We start from the raw sequence: 16,514 nt of genomic DNA, 5'->3' as shown, positions 1-16,514 counted from the left end.
GCCTCCGGGAGCTTCCGCGACGAAATCCTGTCCAGGCCGAACTGACGGCTCACGAACCCTGACCGGGGCTCGCGGTGCTGAAGCCGAGGCGTTCGGCCGATGCGAGCAGGCGCCGGTCGTAGGTGACGAAGGTGAGCTCCTCGCCACTGGTGCCACCGAGGACGTGAGCGGTGGCGAGGTGGACCGCGTCGAGGCTGCGCAGGCCGTGATCGTCGTAGGCATCGCAACTGCTCCGCGACGGCCGCTATCGACCTGACGAGTGAGGATCGACTCGGGCGGCCGCACCCGTCGGAACACCCCTCGGACCGGTGTTGTTGACTCCGGGCGTGAGTGTCGAGCAGCAGCAGCGACGTGCCCGTGTCCGTGCCCCCGAGCTGGTCGGTCGTCGGTGGTTGAACACCGGCGGCCGGGAGCTCCGACTCAAGGACTTCCGGGGCAAGTGTCTAATTTTGGACTTTTGGACGTTTTGCTGCATCAACTGCCTGCACGTGCTCGACGAGCTGCGCCCGTTGGAGGAGGAGTTCGCCGACGAGGTGGTGGTCGTCGGGGTGCACTCGCCGAAGTTCGAGCACGAGGCCGATCCGGCGGCCGTGGCCGCGGCCGTCGAGCGGTACTCGGTGCACCACCCGGTGCTCGACGACCCGGAGCTGACGACGTGGCAGAACTACGCCGTCAAGGCGTGGCCGACCCTGGTCGTCGTCGACCCCGAGGGCTACGTCGTGCACGTCGCCGCCGGTGAGGGGCACGTCGAGGCGTTGCGCAGCGTCCTCGCCGAGGTGGTCGCCGAGCACGACGCGAAGGGGACGCTGCACCGCGGTGACGGCCCGTACGTGCCGCCGGAGGAACCGGACACCACGCTGCGCTTCCCGGGCGAGGTCGTCCCGCTCGCGGACGGGAACCTGCTGGTGTCGGACTCGGCGAACCACTCGTTGGTCGAGTTCGCCGCAGACGGCGAGACGGTGGTCCGGCGGATCGGTTCCGGCGCGCGCGGGCGGGCCGACGGGGCGCCGGAGGGCGCCTCGTTCGCCGAGCCCGGTGGCCTCGCGGTGCTGCCGGAGCACGTCGCCTCGCGGGTCGGGTACGACGTCGTGGTCGCCGACACCGTGAACCACCTGCTGCGCGGGGTGCGGCTCTCCGACGGGCGGGTCAGCACGCTGGCCGGGACCGGTGAGCAGTGGCGCGACGGCGCGGACTCCGGTCCCGCGCTCGACGTCCCGCTCACCAGCCCGTGGGACGTCGCCTGGTGGGAGCCGGCCGGGGGCGTCGTGATCGCCATGGCGGGCAACCACACGCTCGGCCTGTTCGACCCGGTCGCCCGACGGGTGCGGCGGTTCGCCGGGACGACCGTCGAGGGCCTGCGGGACGGCGACGCCGAGGAGGCGTTCTTCGCGCAGACGTCCGGACTCGCCGCCGACGGCGAGCGGTTGTGGCTGGTCGACGCCGAGACGTCCGCGCTGCGCTGGGTGGCGGCCACCGACGCGGGCGGCTTCGCCGTGCGCACGGCCGTCGGGAAGGGGCTGTTCGACTTCGGGCACGCCGACGGGCCCGCCGACCGGGCGCTGTTCCAGCACCCGTTGGGCGTGGCCGTGCTGCCGGACGGTTCGGTCGCGGTGTGCGACACCTACAACGGCGCGATCCGCCGCTACGAACCGGCGACCGACGAGGTGTCCACGCTGGCCACCGACGTCGCCGAGCCGTCCGGAGCGGCGGTGCTCGACGGCGAGCTCGTCGTGGTGGCCTCGGCCGCGCACCGGCTGGAGCGGCCGGTGCCGCCCGGTGTCGCCGCGCGGCTGGTGGAAGGCGCGTCGCAGCAGGTCAAGCGGCCCGACACGGAGATCGGGCGGGGCGAGGTGGAGCTCGCCGTGGTGTTCACCCCGCCGCCCGGCACCAAGCTCGACGACCGCTACGGGCCGTCGACGCGCCTGGAGGTCAGCGCCTCGCCCGAGCACCTGCTCGTCGAGGGAGCGGGCGTGGGCACCGACCTGACCCGCCGCCTGGTGCTGGCCGACGGCGTCGAGCACGGCGTGCTGCACGTGGTCGCCCAGGCCGCCAGCTGCGACGACGACCCGGAGGTCGAACACCCCGCGTGCCGGCTCACCAGGCAGGACTGGGGCGTCCCGGTCCGGGTCACCGAGTCCGGGCCGGCTCGGCTGCCGCTGGTGATGGGCGGTCTGGACACCGATCTGTGACGCCCTCGCCGACCATCGACGAGGCAACGGCAAGTAAACTTTTCGGGTGACCGATGCCAAGCTAGAGATCCAGATGCTGCATGACCGCGTCATGGTGCGGATCTCCCAGGAGTCCGGGGAGCGCCGCAGCACCGGCGGCATCGTGATCCCGGCGACCGCCCAGATGGCCAAGCGGCTGGTGTGGGGCGAGGTCTTCGGGGTCGGCAGCCACGTGCGCACCGTCAAGGTCGGCGACCAGGTGCTGTTCAACCCCGAGGACCAGTACGAGGTCGAGGTGCAGGGCCAGGCGTACCTGGTCATGCGCGAACGCGACCTGCACGCGGTGGCCAGCGAGGCGACCGAGCAGGGCACCGGCCTGTACCTGTAGGCCGCACCTTTCGTATCTTCACCCCCGCCGCAGTACCGATACGAGAAGGGGAAGCGGTGCCGGACAACCACGATCGCCCCGACGGTGCGGACCGGCCGACCGAACGGACCCGCACCGCGTCGGACCCGCAGGACACCGAGAGCACCACCCGGATCCCGCGCGTGCCGGACGAATCCGACGCCGAACGCACCGAGCAGTTGTCCGCGGTGCCCGCGGACTTCGCGGACTTCCCGCTGGGCGAGACGCAGTCGATCCCGGTCGTCCGGTCCGACGCGGGCTGGACCGGGAACCTGCCGTCCGAGCCGCCCCGGCGCCGACGGCGCGGGCTGGTCCGCGCGGGCATCACCGCGGGTGCGGTCGCCGGGGCGCTCGCCCTGCTCTACGTCGCCGACCTCGCGTTCAGCAGCGGCACGGTGCCCCGCGGCACGGTGGTGGCGGGCGTGCCGATCGGCGGTCTCGACAAGACCGCCGCCGAGCGGGAACTGCGCCAGCGGCTCGGCCCCGGGTTGCACGAACCCGTCGAACTGCGAGCCGGTGACCAGGTCGCCGCGCTGCCGCCGGACCGGGCCGGGCTCCGGATGGACTGGGCCGCGACCGTGGCGCAGGCCGGGAGCCAGCCGCTCAACCCGTTCACCCGCGTCGCCTCGCTGTTCACCGTCCGCGAGGTCGCCCCGGTCAGCCACGGCGACCGGGAGCAGCTGGTGCGCGCGCTGCGCGACCTCACGCCGCGGCTGGACCGGGAGGCCGCCGAGGGCACGATCCGCTTCGAGGGCGCCAAGCCGATCCCGGTGGACCCGGTGACCGGGCAGCACGTCGACGTCGAGGCGGCCACCGACGTGGTGCTCAACGACTGGGCCAAGGACGGCCCGGTCCGCCTGCCGATCGCCGAACAGCCGGTGACCACCACGTCCGACGGCGTGCGCCGGGCGCTGCACGAGGTGGCCGAGCCCGCCGTGTCGGCGCCGGTCTCGGTGCGCGGCGAGGGCAAGGACGCGGTCCTCGCGCCCGAGGCGATCGCCGCCGCGCTGCGGTTCGAGCCGGACGGCCGGGGCGGTCTGAAATCGCACGTGGACTTCCCGGCCGTGGTCGGTGCGGTGGAACCGCAGCTGCGGGACACCACCCGGCCCGGCAAGGACGCCGAGATCGTGCTGGAGGGGGCCGCGCCGGTCGTGCACCCGTCGGAGAACGGCCGCGGCATCGACTGGGACAAGAGCTTCGAACCGCTGTCGGAGGTCCTGAAGAAACCGCAGGACCGCAGCGTGCAGGCGGTGTACGTGGACCAGCCGCCGAAGCTGACCACCGAGCAGGCCGACCAGCTCGGCGTGCGCGAGGTCGTCGGCGAGTTCACCACCGGCGGCTTCGAACCCGCGTCCGGGGCGAACATCCGGCGCGTCGCCGAGCAGGTCAACGGCGCGCTGATCAAGCCGGGCGAGACGTTCAGCCTCAACGGGCACACCGGGCCGCGCGGCGTCGCCCAGGGGTACGTGGAGTCGGGCGTGATCGAGAACGGCCGCCCGGCCCGCGCCGTCGGCGGCGGCATCTCGCAGTTCGCCACCACGCTCTACAACGCCTCCTACTTCGCGGGCATGAAGGACGTCGAGCACAAGGCGCACAGCTACTACATCAGCCGGTACCCGGCGGGCCGGGAGGCGACGGTCTTCCAGAACCCGGACGGCAGCAGCGTCATCGACGTCAAGTTCCGCAACGTCGCGCGCAGCGGCATCCTCATCACCACCCGGTGGACGCCGTCCTCGATCACCGTGACGCTGTGGGGCACCAAGCAGTTCGACGTGACCTCGCAGACCAGCGAGCGCAGCGACGTCAAGCCGCCGCAGGAGAAGGTGGTGCCGCCGGGCGAACCGTGCAGCGCGAGCAAGGGGAACGCGGGCTTCACCGTCTACGACACCCGCACGATCCGGGACATCACGAACGGTCAGGTCAACACCGAACGCAAGAAGACGGTGTACAACCCGCAGCCGATCATCCACTGCGGACCGCCGCCGCCCTGATCCGACCGGCGCAGCGCGCTCCCTGGGGAGTGTTTCGGAAGTGCTTTGCGTGGCGGTGCCGGTAGCGGAACCTCAGCGGCCCGCCCGTCACCCGACCACCACCCCCCAACGAGGCGCTGCGCGCCACAGCCACACCGGCTCCGGAAGCCCCTCCTGATGTATGCCCAATACACGGCGTCGGGGCTGTCCTCGCGAGCCGACCGCTGAGAACCCGCGGCGGTGCCGGTTGCGAGACCACTCACCGAAAGAGAAGGCGGCTCACGCCGCTTATAGAACACGCGCTAGCGGGCGAACTCGGCGAGCAGGCCCGGGTGCGCGGCACCGTCGATCGGGATCGTCTCGCTGCGTTGCAGGCGGTAGCCGTGCGCGCCGAACACGTGCTGCACCCCGCCGTCGTCGGCGTGCGACCAGCCTTCCGGTGCGCAGGGGTTCGCGGCGGGCCCGGTCAGGCCGAGATCGCCGCCGGACACGGCCGACGGACCGAGGCCCCGCGCGGTTCCCGCCAGCTCCCGGCACTGCCGCGCGGCGACCGCGGCGTCGGGGGAGAGCTGGGTCGTGCACGCGGCGGCCTTCGAGTACGGCACGCACAGCACCACGCGCTGTTCGTTGGCGCCGTCCTGCGCGGTGTACGGCTTGATGACCGACCGGCCGGCAGCCCCCAGGTCGGGGTCGGTGAGGATGCCGACGCCGTAGTCGCCGCGGTTGTCCCGGCACCCGAGCGGACCACCGGTCGCCCGGTCGCGGGAGGGCGCGAACGCCCACAGGTATCCGGTTTCCCGGGTCATGCGCGTGATGTCGGGGGCGCAGACCTCGTCGAGCGTCACCACCGCGGGTTTGCGCCGGTGGATCGCGGCGATGGCGGAGTCCACCGACCGCCCCGCCGAGTAGCAGGGCGCGAACCCGCCGTCGCACAGGTTGAGCTGGAGCACGTCGAACGGTCCGGCAGCCTGCGCGGGCGCGGCCGGGATCAGCAGCCCGGCCAGCGCGACCAGCGCAGCGAGCGCTCGCCCGGCCGAACGCCGTCGTGATCGGACGGCACGTTCCATGACGACCTCCTCGGGGATGTCGCCGCGGATGCGGCACGTGCGCAGTGTCGTCAGCGGTGGTGACCGTGTTCGACCGCCGGATGGTCTAGTGGCCAGTTCTCGACAACCGACCGAATACCGATGAAATGCGTTCGAAACGAACGAAGTCTGTGCATCGGCAACGACGAATGGCACGATTCGACCACCCGGCCGCGAACCGCGAGGAGGACGCCGTGGCCCGTCGAAGATCGTCCCTGGTCATGTTGCCGGTCACGGCCCTGCTGGCGGCGGCGTGCGCGCAACCCACCACGACCGAGGCCGGCGGCCCCGTCCAGCTGGTGCGCCCCGGCGAGCTCACCACCTGCACGCACCTGCCCTACGAGCCCTTCCAGTTCCCGCAGGGCGGCCACATCGTCGGTTTCGACGTGGACCTGGTGGACCTGGTCGCGCGGAACCTCGGCGTGCGGCAGAACATCGTCGACACGCCGTTCGAGGGCATCCAGTCCGGCGAGTCGCTCAACAGCGGCCTGTGCGACGTCGCCGCCGCGGCCATGACGATCAACGACGTGCGCAAGCGGAACATGGACTTCTCCGACCCGTACTTCGACGCCGAACAGGCGTTGCTGATCCGCCGGGGCGCCGGCCACCGGGACCTCGCCGCGCTGCGCGGCAAGCGGCTCGGGGTCCAGCTCGGCACCACCGGCGAGGAGTACGCGAAGAAGAACGCGGCCGCGTTCGGCTACCAGATCGTGCAGTTCGAGGACCTCGCGCTCCAGGAGACCGCGGTGCAGACCGGCCAGGTCGACGCGGCCATCAACGACAACGGCGTCCTCTACCACTTCGCCCGGCAGCACCCGGACACCGAGGTGACCGCGGAGTTCCCGACCGGCGACCGCTACGGCATCGGCATCCGCAAGGGCAACGCCGCGCTGCTGCGCAAGGTCGACGACGTGCTGGGCGAGGCCCACCGGTCCGGCGAGTACGACCGGATCTACGAGAAGTGGTTCGGCAGGAAGCCGCGGTGACGCCATGACCACGCTCGAACGTCCCGCCCGCACGGGTCGCCGGCGGCGCGAACGGATCGGCCGCGGGGTGCAGTACGCCGTGCTGGTCGTGGTGCTGGTGCTGGTGGTCCTGTTCGCCGACTGGGGCCGGATCGCCCGCGCGTTCCTCGACGTCGACGTCGCGGCCGCGCAGTTCCCCGAGGTGATCACGACCGCCCTGGTGAACACGATCGTCTACACCGCGCTCGGGTTCGGTTTCGGCCTCGGCCTGGGAATCGTGCTGGCGTTGCTGAAGATGTCCTCGGTCGCCCCGTACCGGTGGATCGCGACCGGCTACATCGAACTGTTCCGCGGGCTGCCCGCGCTGCTGGTGTTCATCGCGTTCGGGTTCGGCGTGCCGATCGCCTTCCAACTGCGGTTCGACATCTACTCGACGGTGATGCTCAGCCTCGGCCTGGTCGGCGCGGCCTACATCGCCGAGACGATCCGCGCCGGTATCCAGGCGGTTCCGCGCGGCCAGGTGGAGGCGGCCCGCTCGCTGGGCATGTCCCGGGCGCGCACCACGGTCACCGTGGTGATGCCGCAGGCGTTCCGGATCATCCTGCCGCCGCTGACCAACGAGCTGATCCTGCTCACCAAGGACTCCTCGCTGATCTACCTGCTCGGGTTGTCGGCCGACCAGTACGAACTGGCGAAGTTCGGCCGCGGCGCGCTGAACCAGTACCAGTCGCTGACGCCGGTGCTGGTGGCGGGACTGTGCTACTTGCTCATCACGATCCCGCTGTCGCGCGTCTCCGACCTGCTGGAACGCCGCTACGGCGGGGTGCGGACCAAGGGGGCGGCGTGAGCGACGCGGTCGTGGAGATCTCCGGGCTGCGCAAGTCCTTCGGGCAGCAGGAGGTGCTGCGCGGCATCGACCTGCGGGTGGCGCGCGGCGAGGTGGTGTGCGTGATCGGGCCGTCGGGGTCCGGGAAGTCGACGCTGCTGCGCTGCGTGAACCTGCTGGAGGAGCCCACGGCGGGCCGCGTGGTGGTCGACGGCGCCGAACTCACCGACCCCGAGGTGGACCTCGACGCCGCCCGGCGGCACATCGGCATGGTGTTCCAGCAGTTCAACCTGTTCACCCACCTGCGGGTGCTGGACAACCTGACGGTGGCCCAGCGCAAGGTGCTCCGCCGGGACCGGGCGGAGGCCGAGGCGGTCGCCCGGCGGAACCTGGACCGGGTGGGGCTCGCGGAGAAGGCGGACGCCATGCCCGCCCAGCTGTCCGGCGGCCAGCAGCAGCGGGTCGCGATCGCCCGGGCGCTGTCCATGGACCCGCGCGTGATGCTGTTCGACGAACCGACGTCCGCACTGGACCCGGAGCTGGTGGGCGACGTGCTCGGCGTGATGCGCGGTCTCGCCGACGAGGGCATGACGATGCTGGTCGTCACGCACGAGATGCAGTTCGCCCGGGAGGTCGCCGACCGGGTGCTGTTCGTCGACGACGGCCGCGTCGTCGAACAGGGCGCACCGTCCGAGGTGATCGCGGCGCCGAAGGAGCCGCGCACCCGCACGTTCCTCGCCCGCGTCCTCGATCCCACCCACACCGTCCCGGAGTGACCGGCCGCCGGGTTTCACGTGGAACCGGCGTTGGGCCGTCCCGGTGCATCGGGCGGGTGAGCGCAACCGGCCGCGACGATCACACGTCGGAGTGACAGGAGTGGGAGTGCCGCTCCCCGCGTGTCATCAACGAGTCGGGGGACGCCGTGCCGGGCATGCCGTGGGACAGCAACGGGCCGCTGACCGCTGCCGAGCAGCGCTTCGAGGACCAGCTCAGGCAGGGGCACCGCGGCGCACCGCCGGTGCCCCCGCTCGACGTCGACGACGACCAGGCGGGCCCGGACCGGGTGATCCGCGGCGAGTACCTCAGCCGTCGCCTGGCCGACGCGCCGCACGAGGGCGGCGGACAGCCGTTCTCCCGGCGCGGTGTCCAACAGCTGGTGATCGCCATCGAGGACGCCGTCATCACCGGACGTCTCGACCTGCGCGCGGCGGAAGTGCCGTACCTGCTGGAGTTCGTGCGCTGCCGGTTCGAGCAGGCGCCCGACCTGCGCCAGGCCAGGCTCGCCGGGCTCGCGCTGTGGCACTGCCGCTTCCCCGGTCTCGACGCGCGGAACCTCAGCACCAGCAACGACACGGTGTTGCGGCACTGCACCAGCGAGGGCGGCATCGTCGATCTGGCCGACGCCGAACTCGGCGGATCGCTGCTGCTCAACGACAGCGAGCTGCGCAACCCCGGCCACCGCGCGATCTACGCGGACCGGCTGTCGGTCTCCGGCGCGCTGCTGGGCCTGCGGTTGCGGACGTCCGGGGAGATCCGCATCCCGGGCGCGAAGATCGGCGGCAACCTGAACCTCTCCGGCGGATCGCTGCGCAACCGCGGCCGCAACGCGGTGAACGCCACCGGGATCCAGATCGGTGGCAGCCTGCGCCTGGACGTCGACCCGGCCAGCGGTGGCCCGTGCAGCGTCGCCGGGATGCTCTACCTGCCCAGCGCGCACATCTCCGGCGATCTGCGGCTGCGCGACGCCGTGCTGGAACCGGGCATGGCTCCGCCGCGCCGCGGCGAGTCCAGGCACGACGACCCGGTCAGCGCGCTCATCGCCGACCGCTGCGAGATCCGCGGCGACGTGCAGCTCGACCAGGACTTCCGCAGCGGCGGCACGATCCGCATGGTGAGCGCGAAGATCGGCGGTGACCTGCGGATGTCCGGAGCCCGGGTCGACCTGAGCTGGTCGCGTTCGCTCGCCGCCTCGGTCGAGCAGCCGCTGCGCGCGCTGCACCTCGACGGCACCGAGATCCTCGGCAACCTGGAGGCGTCCCAGGTGGTGCTGCGCGGCCAGCTGCGCATGGCCGACGTCCACGTGCACGGCAGCTTCCAGCTCACCAGGGCCACGTTGTTCGGGCCGCGCACCGACGTCGTGCAGGCCGGTCGCATCCGGGTGGGCAGCAACCTGGACTGCCGGGAAGCCGACGTGCGCGGAACGCTGCAACTGCAGGGCGCCCAGATCGGCGCCAGCATCGACCTGCGGTCCGCGCAGCTGCTCAAACCCGCCTGGCACCGGCACCGCATGGCCTACAAGTCCTCGTTGGACCTGCGGGCGAGCAACATCGCCCGCGACCTCGTCTGCGCGTCCGGCGCCCGCACCTTCCGCGCCGAAGGCGAGGTGCAGTTGCGCCGCGCGGAGATCGGGCGGCAGGCCAACTTCTGGGGCTGCGAGCTCGGGGACGGCAGCGCGCGCAACGCCATCAACGCGTTCGGCCTGGTGACCCAGGAACTCACGCTGCTGCCCGGGACGCCACCGCTGGGACGCGTCGTGCTGCGCCGAGCGCAGTGCGAACTGCTCGCCGACAACGCCGAGCTGTGGGACGCCTCCGGTGGCGTCGACGTCGAGGACTTCACCTACGACAGCTTCTCCGACCCCGTCGAGCCGACCGACCAGGCGCGCGTCCTGGAACGCCTGGAGTGGCTGCGCAGCACGGCGGGCGGGCGCTACCAACCGGGCCCCTACGACCAGTTGGCGCGGGTGTTCCGCGGCAACGGCAACGAGGAACTCGCCGTGACCGTGCTCATCGAGAAGCAGCGCCGCCGCTACCAGGCGATCGCCGCGGCGAGCCGTCCGGCGCTGCGCTGGCCGGTGCGGCTGTGGAGCCTGCTGCAACTGGTCACGGTCAGCTACGGCTACCGGCCGCTGCGCGCGCTGATCTGGCTGGTGGTGCTGACGGCGGCGGGCACCTCGTGGTTCAGCTTCCACGAGCTGACGCCGATCAACGCCGACGACCACCCGGTGTGGAACCCACTTCTGTACACAGTGGACCAACTGCTGCCGATCATCAACCTCGGCAACGACAACATGTGGCAGGCACGAGGCGTTTCGCAGTGGATCACCGTGGTGCTCATCGCGGCGGGCTGGGTGCTGGCCACCACCGTCGCCGCGGGTGTCAGCCGAGCGCTACGCCGCGAGGCGTAAAAGCCGGGACGGTGGAGTGAATTCGCGGGCCACGTGGTTTCGGCCGTGCTAGATCGGGTTGGCCGAACATCCGCTCCTGGCAGGAGGTCCGCGTGGGAATCCGTCGACGTTTCGCCCTGCTCGGCGCCGCACTCGCCGCGGCCACCGCGCTGTCCCCGACCGCACAGGCCGCCGGTGCTCCCGAGTACGTGGCGCTGGGCGACTCGGCGGCGGCCGGACCGCTGGTGGGCAGCCAGAACCCGAACATCGTCTGCCTGCGCTCGAACACCAACTACCCGCGGGTGGCGGCCCAACTCCTCGGCGCCCGGCTCACCGACGTGACCTGCTCGGGCGCCAAGCTGGCGGCGTTCGCCGGGCACCAGTGGGGCTTCCTGGCGCCGCAGTTCAACGCGCTGTCGGAGCGCACCGACCTGGTCACCGTCACCATCGGCGGCAACGACGTCGACCTGGTCGGCGCGGCGGTGTCCTGCCTCAACGCCTTCCCCGAGCCGGTGGGCCGGTCGTGCCGGGACCGGTTCACCGCGGGCGGCCACGACCAGCTCGCCGAGCGCATCGACGCGATCGGTCCGCAGGTGGGCCGGGCGTTCGCCGAGATCCGGCGCCGCGCCCCGCACGCCCGCCTCCTGGTCGTCGGGTACGCGACCTACATCCGCCCGAGCGGTTGCTACCCGACCCAGCCGATGTGGGCCCGCGACGCGACCTACATCCAGTCCAATGTGGACCGGTTGAGCGCGCTGCTCTCGCGCGAGGCCACCGCGCACGGCGGCGAGTTCCTCGACCTCGCGCCGGTCAGCCGCGGCCACGACGCGTGCGCTCCACCGCACCAGCGCTACATCGAGGGCGTCGTGCCGTCCCGCTTCACCGCGCCGCTGCACCCGAACGCCGCGGGCATGGACGCCTTCGGCCGCGCCGTGGCCACCGCCGTCGGCTCCTCGAAGTCGTGACGACCGGTCGCGCGGAGCACGTCGTGGAACAGCTCCTACGGCCCCAGCAACGTGGTGAGGCGTGGGGAGTAGGTGTGGTCCAGGACCAGCGATGCCGCGCCGACGGCACCCGCGTCCTCGCCGATGAGCGCGGTCTGGACGTGGACGGGCCGGACGCGGGACGCCCACACCTGGTCCCGGACCACCTTCGCGACCCGGTCCCGGACGAGTTCGGCGACGTGGCGCAGCGCCGGGCCGCCGAGCACCACGCGGTCCACGTCCAGCACGCTGACCACCGACGCGAGTGACTGGCCGAGGCGCGTCGCGGCCTGGCGCAGCACGCGCACCGCCGCGGTGTCGCCGTCGGCGGCGCGGCGGCACAGCTCGTCGTAGGCGTCGGCGACCGACTCGCCCTTCGGCGTCGCCCCGGCGTCGCGCCACGCGGCGACGATCGCGCGCGTCGAGCAGTACGCCTCCAGGCACCCGCGGCGACCGCAGTGGCACGCGCGGCGACCGCAGTGGCACGCGCGGCCGCCACCGCTGTGCACGTGCCCGATCTCGCCCGCGTTGTTGCTGACACCGCGATGCACCTGGTCGCCCAGCACGACGCCGATGCCGACCCCGGACCCGAGGTAGACGTAGACGAACGACCCGGCCCGCTCGGCGCCGCCCGCCCAGCGCTCACCGATGGCCGCGGCGGTCGCGTCGTTGTCCATGACGACCGGGATCCCGGCGCGCTCCTCCAGGACGTCGGCGAGCGCGACGTCCGGCCAGCCGTCGAGGTTCGGCGGCTCCAGGACGGCGCGGTGCGCCGCGTCGAGCGGACCGGGCACCGCGAGCCCGACGCCCAGGACCCGCGCGGTGTCCACGCCGGAGCGCCGGACGAGCTGGTGGAAGGTGCGGGTCAGGCCGCCGACCACCGCGGACGGCGTGGCACCGGCGGGCACCCGGCGGTGGCTGCGCAGCCGCACCCCGCCTGCCAGGTCCAGCAGGACGCCGGTGATCCGCTCGGGGTCGAGGTGCAGGCCGACCGACGAGTACGCGTCGGGAACGACCTTGAGCAGCACGCGGCGCTTGCCGCCGTTGGAGGGCGCGTGGCCGTTCTCGGTGACCAGCCCGTCGGCCATCAGCGCGCGGACGATGTTGGACATGGTCTGCGCGGTCAGCCCGGTCCGGCGCGCGAGTTCGACCCTGCTGACCTCGCCGTGCTGCCGGATCGTGTCCAGCACGACCGCCCTGTTGAACCCACCCACCCGCGGCAGATTGGTGCCCTGCCAGGACTCCCTCGCCATCGGCGCTCCTCGTGCCGCGCGAGAAGCGCGACGATTCGACTTCATCCATCGAATGGAACGAAACGCGCCCAAGAGTGTTATGCGGGTCTCAGGTCCGGCGCAAGGCTCCGCTCGGGGAGCCGGCGGGAGCCGAGTGCAGCGGCGTCCTCTGTGGACCAGGGCGGGAAACGGAGAACGGGCGGTGCGGGGAGGACCCCGCACCGCCCGTGCCAGGTGGTTCTTGGTCGTTCAGCGCAGCTGCGGCCTCCCGCTCACCCCCAGAACGCCTGAGTCTCGCTGCGATGACCGGGCTCTGCCCGACTCCCCCTTGTCGGAGTTCTTCTCCCCGCTCCCGTCGTCCTCGTTGCGCAGCGCGACGAACACCGCGACGACCGCCACGAGGGACAGGGCCAGCATCGCCAGATCAGCCATGACGCACCTCCTCGGCTGACCGGTACCCGCCGGGTTTCGGCGTTACCGGTGGGACGCGGCCAGTGTCCGCCGGGTTGCGCGTCGTCGGCGAATTCTTTTCCGGACATCCCGGCGCGGGGGTGACTGCTCATGTCCAGATCGACAAAACGGTGTTTCCCCGAAAGAGCTTCGCGTCTTCTGGGGAAACACCGCACGAATGCGCACGTTTAGCGCTGATCCACTCGGGACGGGTGGAATCCGGGGCTTCCCACGGCGCGCCTGGAACTCCACCCGTCCGAGTGTCACTCGGTTCAGTAACCGAGTCGCTGCTTGAGGGCCGCGAGCTCGTCCTTCATCGAGCTCGGCAGCGCCTCACCGATCGTGTCGAACCACTCCTCGATCAGCGGGATCTCGGCCTTCCACTCCTCGACGTCGACCTTGAGGGCCTGCTCGACGTCCTGGTGCGGGGTGTCGAGACCGGACAGGTCGATGTCGTCCGCGGTGGGCACCCGGCCGATCGCCGTCTCGGCGGCCGCGGCCCGGCCCTCGATCCGCTCGATGATCCACTTCAGCACCCGGGAGTTCTCGCCGAAGCCCGGCCACACGATCTTCTCGCCGGCGTCGTCGCGGCGGAACCAGTTGACGTAGAAGATCCGCGGCAGCTTCGAGGCGTCGGCCTCCTTGCCCACGTTGACCCAGTGCTGGAAGTAGTCGCCGACGTTGTAGCCGATGAACGGCAGCATGGCCATCGGGTCGCGGCGCACCTCGCCGACCTTGCCCGCCGCGGCGGCGGTCTTCTCCGACGACAGCGTGGCGCCCATGAACACGCCGTGCTGCCAGTCGAAAGCCTCGTTCACCAGCGGGACCGTGGTCTTGCGGCGGCCGCCGAACAGGATCGCCGAGATCGGCACGCCCTTCGGGTCGTCCCACTCCGGCGCCAGGATCGGGCACTGCGACATCGGCGTGCAGTAGCGCGAGTTCGGGTGCGCGGAGGGGACGTCCGACGCGGGCGTCCAGTCGTTGCCCTTCCAGTCGGTCAGGTGCTCGGGCTCGCCCTCCATGCCTTCCCACCAGACGTCGCCGTCGTCGGTGAGCGCGACGTTGGTGAAGATGGAGTTGCCCTGCTCGATGGTGCGCATCGCGTTCGGGTTGGTCTTCCAGTTGGTGCCCGGCGCGACGCCGAAGAACCCGGCCTCCGGGTTCACCGCGTACAGCCGGCCGTCCTCGCCGAACCGCATCCACGCGATGTCGTCACCCAGCGTCTCGACCTTCCAGCCCGGGATGGTCGGCTGCAGCATCGCCAGGTTCGTCTTGCCGCACGCCGACGGGAACGCCGCGGCGACGTAGTAGACCTGGTTCTCCGGGGAGATCAGCTTGAGGATCAGCATGTGCTCGGCGAGCCAGCCCTCGTCGCGGGCCATCGCCGAGGCGATCCGCAGCGAGTAGCACTTCTTGCCCAGCAGCGCGTTGCCGCCGTAGCCGGAGCCGAAGCTCCAGATCATCCGCTCCTCGGGGAAGTGGGTGATGTACTTGATGTCGTTGCACGGCCACGGGACGTCCTGCTGGCCCGGTTCCAGCGGAGCACCGACGGAGTGCAGCGCGGGCACGAAGTCGCCGTCCTCGCCCAACCGCTCCAGGACCCGGGGGCCCATCCGCGTCATGATGTGCATCGACACCACGACGTACTCGGAGTCGGTGATCTCCACGCCGAGCTTCGGCGGATCGGCGTCCAGCGGGCCCATGCAGAACGGAATGACGTACATCGTGCGACCACGCATGCAGCCCCGGTAGAGCTCCGTCATGGTCGCCTTCATCTCGGCGGGGTCCATCCAGTTGTTGGTGACCCCGGCGTCTTTCTTCTCCCGCGAGCAGATGAAGGTCCGCTCCTCGACCCGTGCCACGTCGCTCGGGTCCGAGGCCGCGTGGAAGGAGTTGGGCTTGTCGGTCAGCCGGGTGAAGGTGCCCGCCTCGACCAGGCGATCAGTCAGCCGCGTCCATTCCTCCTGCGAACCATCGCACCATACGACCTGGTCAGGGGTGGTGAGCTCGGCTACCTCGCGGACCCACGCGAGCAGCCGTTCGTGCGTGGTCGGTGCCTGGTCGAGACCGGGGATGGTCAGTGCGGTCATCGCGTCGTGTCTCCTGACTGGGCGCCACAGCCCGGATTCGTTCACCGACGGCGACGCCGCCGTCGGCGTTTCAAGGGAATGCTCCGCCCGGCCCGGAGGCCGAGTGGATTGGAAAGGGATGCAACGAGGCTAACGGCGTTGACCGCGCCCAATGGAGATCAGGGTTGTCGGTTCTCTCACAAGAACGATAAGGGAATCGATTCAGTACGGATCTTTTCAATGGTCTGGACGAAAATCTCGCCGCGTTCCGAACGTCTGGTCCCAGATTTTCCGGCGAACCGGACCGCTCGCGCGAACGACATCGCGCGGCGCACCGCGTCCGGGCGACGAAAAACCCGCCCGGCGAAGTCGTTCGCCCGGGCGGGTTCCGCGGGTTGCGTCAGCTCCAGAGCACGTCCGAATCCGGTCGCGGCCGGGTGTCGGCGGCCTGCTGCGCCGGCGCCGGGTCGTGCGGCGCGGGCCGGTCGAACGACCACGCGCGGTCATCGGTCCAGACCTTGTCGTCGGCGGCCCCGGACGGCCCGGCCGGCGGATTGGGCTGGAAGTTCCCGTCCTGGCCGACCTTGCCCTGCTGCACGACCTCCCACTGCCCGTCCGGGGCGTGGTGCCGGACCGTGACATCACCGGTATCGGTGACTTCCACGACCTGGTCCGCCGAGCCGTCGCCATCGAAGTCGGTGACCAGCATGGTTCCGTGGTCGGTCGGCACGACCGCGGTGTCCGGGCGGCCGTCGCCGTCGGTGTCCTCGGTGGCCGGGCCGACCGGGTGCTGCCCGTCCGGCGCGTCGATGACCATCTGCTGCCCGCCGTGGTCGTCCGGCGGACCGGCCTGCGGGTGCTGCTCGGGCTGCTCGCCGTGCCACTGCCCGGTGGCGGGGTCGAACCGCGCCTGGCTGACCACTTCTCCGTCGCCGTTCACGGTCTGCGTCACGTCCGCGACACCGTCGTGGTTCTCGTCGATGTAGGCGACGAAGCCGTCGTCGGTCATCACCGCGACCGTGTCGTCCACACCGTCGTGGTCCAGGTCGTAGTTGGCCTCGGCGGTGTACTCCTCGCCCTCGACGGTGATCTTGATGTCGCCGTCGCCCGCACCCTGGTCCTCGATGTACACGTCGCCACCCCTCAGCCGCCGGTCAGCTCCGGTCCGTAACTAGGACGCAGGGTAGAGGTCAC

Annotated in this window: 13 protein-coding genes; 8 read left to right on the top strand and 5 right to left on the bottom strand. The window is 71.4% G+C overall.

What is annotated here, in order from left to right:
* Positions 1–326: 326 nt before the first annotated feature.
* The 3 genes from NV263_RS30230 to NV263_RS30220 are packed head-to-tail and all read left to right on the top strand — an operon-like array spanning position 327 to position 4,565.
* Entirely contained in the window at positions 327–2,189 is a 1,863-nt protein-coding gene (locus NV263_RS30230) for an NHL domain-containing thioredoxin family protein (protein WP_263250222.1), read from the top strand.
* A 46-nt stretch (positions 2,190–2,235) separates the two neighbouring features.
* Positions 2,236–2,556 (top strand): GroES family chaperonin, encoded by a 321-nt coding sequence (locus tag NV263_RS30225; protein ID WP_263250221.1) that lies wholly within the window; start codon positions 2,236–2,238, stop codon positions 2,554–2,556.
* Between the two features lie 56 nt (positions 2,557–2,612).
* Positions 2,613–4,565 carry a VanW family protein gene (locus NV263_RS30220; protein ID WP_263250220.1) on the top strand — a complete coding sequence of 651 codons (1,953 nt, stop codon included), beginning with the start codon at positions 2,613–2,615 and terminating at the stop codon, positions 4,563–4,565.
* A gap of 281 nt (positions 4,566–4,846) precedes the next feature.
* Here the strand turns inward: NV263_RS30220 and NV263_RS30215 are convergent, their stop codons facing one another.
* Positions 4,847–5,611, bottom strand: a complete 765-nt coding sequence (locus NV263_RS30215) for an endonuclease/exonuclease/phosphatase family protein (RefSeq protein WP_263250219.1) — start codon at positions 5,609–5,611, stop codon at positions 4,847–4,849.
* Between the two features lie 212 nt (positions 5,612–5,823).
* Between NV263_RS30215 and NV263_RS30210 the strand changes: the two genes are divergently transcribed.
* The 5 genes from NV263_RS30210 (at position 5,824) to NV263_RS30190 (ending at position 11,551) form a co-directional block, all read left to right on the top strand.
* Positions 5,824–6,615 carry an ABC transporter substrate-binding protein gene (locus NV263_RS30210; protein WP_263250218.1) on the top strand — a complete coding sequence of 264 codons (792 nt, stop codon included), beginning with the start codon at positions 5,824–5,826 and terminating at the stop codon, positions 6,613–6,615.
* Between the two features lie 4 nt (positions 6,616–6,619).
* Positions 6,620–7,441, top strand: coding sequence for an amino acid ABC transporter permease (locus tag NV263_RS30205; protein WP_263250217.1), 822 nt, complete (start codon positions 6,620–6,622; stop codon positions 7,439–7,441).
* Entirely contained in the window at positions 7,438–8,196 is a 759-nt protein-coding gene (locus NV263_RS30200) for an amino acid ABC transporter ATP-binding protein (RefSeq protein WP_263250216.1), read from the top strand. The genes NV263_RS30205 and NV263_RS30200 overlap by 4 nt, the downstream gene beginning before the upstream one ends.
* A gap of 155 nt (positions 8,197–8,351) precedes the next feature.
* Complete coding sequence (locus NV263_RS30195; RefSeq protein WP_263250215.1) at positions 8,352–10,607, top strand: oxidoreductase; 2,256 nt, start codon at positions 8,352–8,354, stop codon at positions 10,605–10,607.
* A gap of 92 nt (positions 10,608–10,699) precedes the next feature.
* Entirely contained in the window at positions 10,700–11,551 is an 852-nt protein-coding gene (locus NV263_RS30190) for an SGNH/GDSL hydrolase family protein (protein ID WP_263250214.1), read from the top strand.
* A 35-nt stretch (positions 11,552–11,586) separates the two neighbouring features.
* On the opposite strand, the gene NV263_RS30185 is transcribed toward NV263_RS30190, so the two are convergent.
* From NV263_RS30185 to NV263_RS30170, 4 genes are all read right to left on the bottom strand, one after another.
* Positions 11,587–12,822, bottom strand: a complete 1,236-nt coding sequence (locus NV263_RS30185; RefSeq protein WP_263250213.1) for an ROK family transcriptional regulator — start codon at positions 12,820–12,822, stop codon at positions 11,587–11,589.
* Positions 12,823–13,050: 228 nt separating this feature from the next.
* Entirely contained in the window at positions 13,051–13,233 is a 183-nt protein-coding gene (locus tag NV263_RS30180) for a hypothetical protein (protein WP_263250212.1), read from the bottom strand.
* A 290-nt stretch (positions 13,234–13,523) separates the two neighbouring features.
* Positions 13,524–15,341: a phosphoenolpyruvate carboxykinase (GTP) gene (locus NV263_RS30175; RefSeq protein WP_263250211.1), complete on the bottom strand. Its 1,818-nt coding sequence runs from the start codon at positions 15,339–15,341 to the stop codon at positions 13,524–13,526.
* A 379-nt stretch (positions 15,342–15,720) separates the two neighbouring features.
* Positions 15,721–16,452 carry a DUF6802 family protein gene (locus tag NV263_RS30170; RefSeq protein WP_263250210.1) on the bottom strand — a complete coding sequence of 244 codons (732 nt, stop codon included), beginning with the start codon at positions 16,450–16,452 and terminating at the stop codon, positions 15,721–15,723.
* Positions 16,453–16,514 lie beyond the last annotated feature (62 nt).

Origin of the sequence: Saccharopolyspora rosea, from assembly GCF_025643595.1 — a bacterium.
In the GTDB taxonomy this organism is placed as follows: Bacteria; Actinomycetota; Actinomycetes; order Mycobacteriales; family Pseudonocardiaceae; genus Saccharopolyspora; species Saccharopolyspora rosea.
Note: the sequence above shows the minus strand (reverse complement) of the source record. Positions and strands in the feature narration are given on the sequence as shown.

Coding starts and splice junctions, on each gene's coding strand:
- NV263_RS30185 (WP_263250213.1), bottom strand. CDS start 12,822: ATGGCGAGGGAGTCCTGGCAGGGCACCAATCTGCCGCGGGTGGGTGGG.
- NV263_RS30180 (WP_263250212.1), bottom strand. CDS start 13,233: ATGGCTGATCTGGCGATGCTGGCCCTGTCCCTCGTGGCGGTCGTCGCG.
- NV263_RS30205 (WP_263250217.1), top strand. CDS start 6,620: ATGACCACGCTCGAACGTCCCGCCCGCACGGGTCGCCGGCGGCGCGAA.
- NV263_RS30215 (WP_263250219.1), bottom strand. CDS start 5,611: ATGGAACGTGCCGTCCGATCACGACGGCGTTCGGCCGGGCGAGCGCTC.
- NV263_RS30195 (WP_263250215.1), top strand. CDS start 8,352: ATGCCGTGGGACAGCAACGGGCCGCTGACCGCTGCCGAGCAGCGCTTC.
- NV263_RS30175 (WP_263250211.1), bottom strand. CDS start 15,341: ATGACCGCACTGACCATCCCCGGTCTCGACCAGGCACCGACCACGCAC.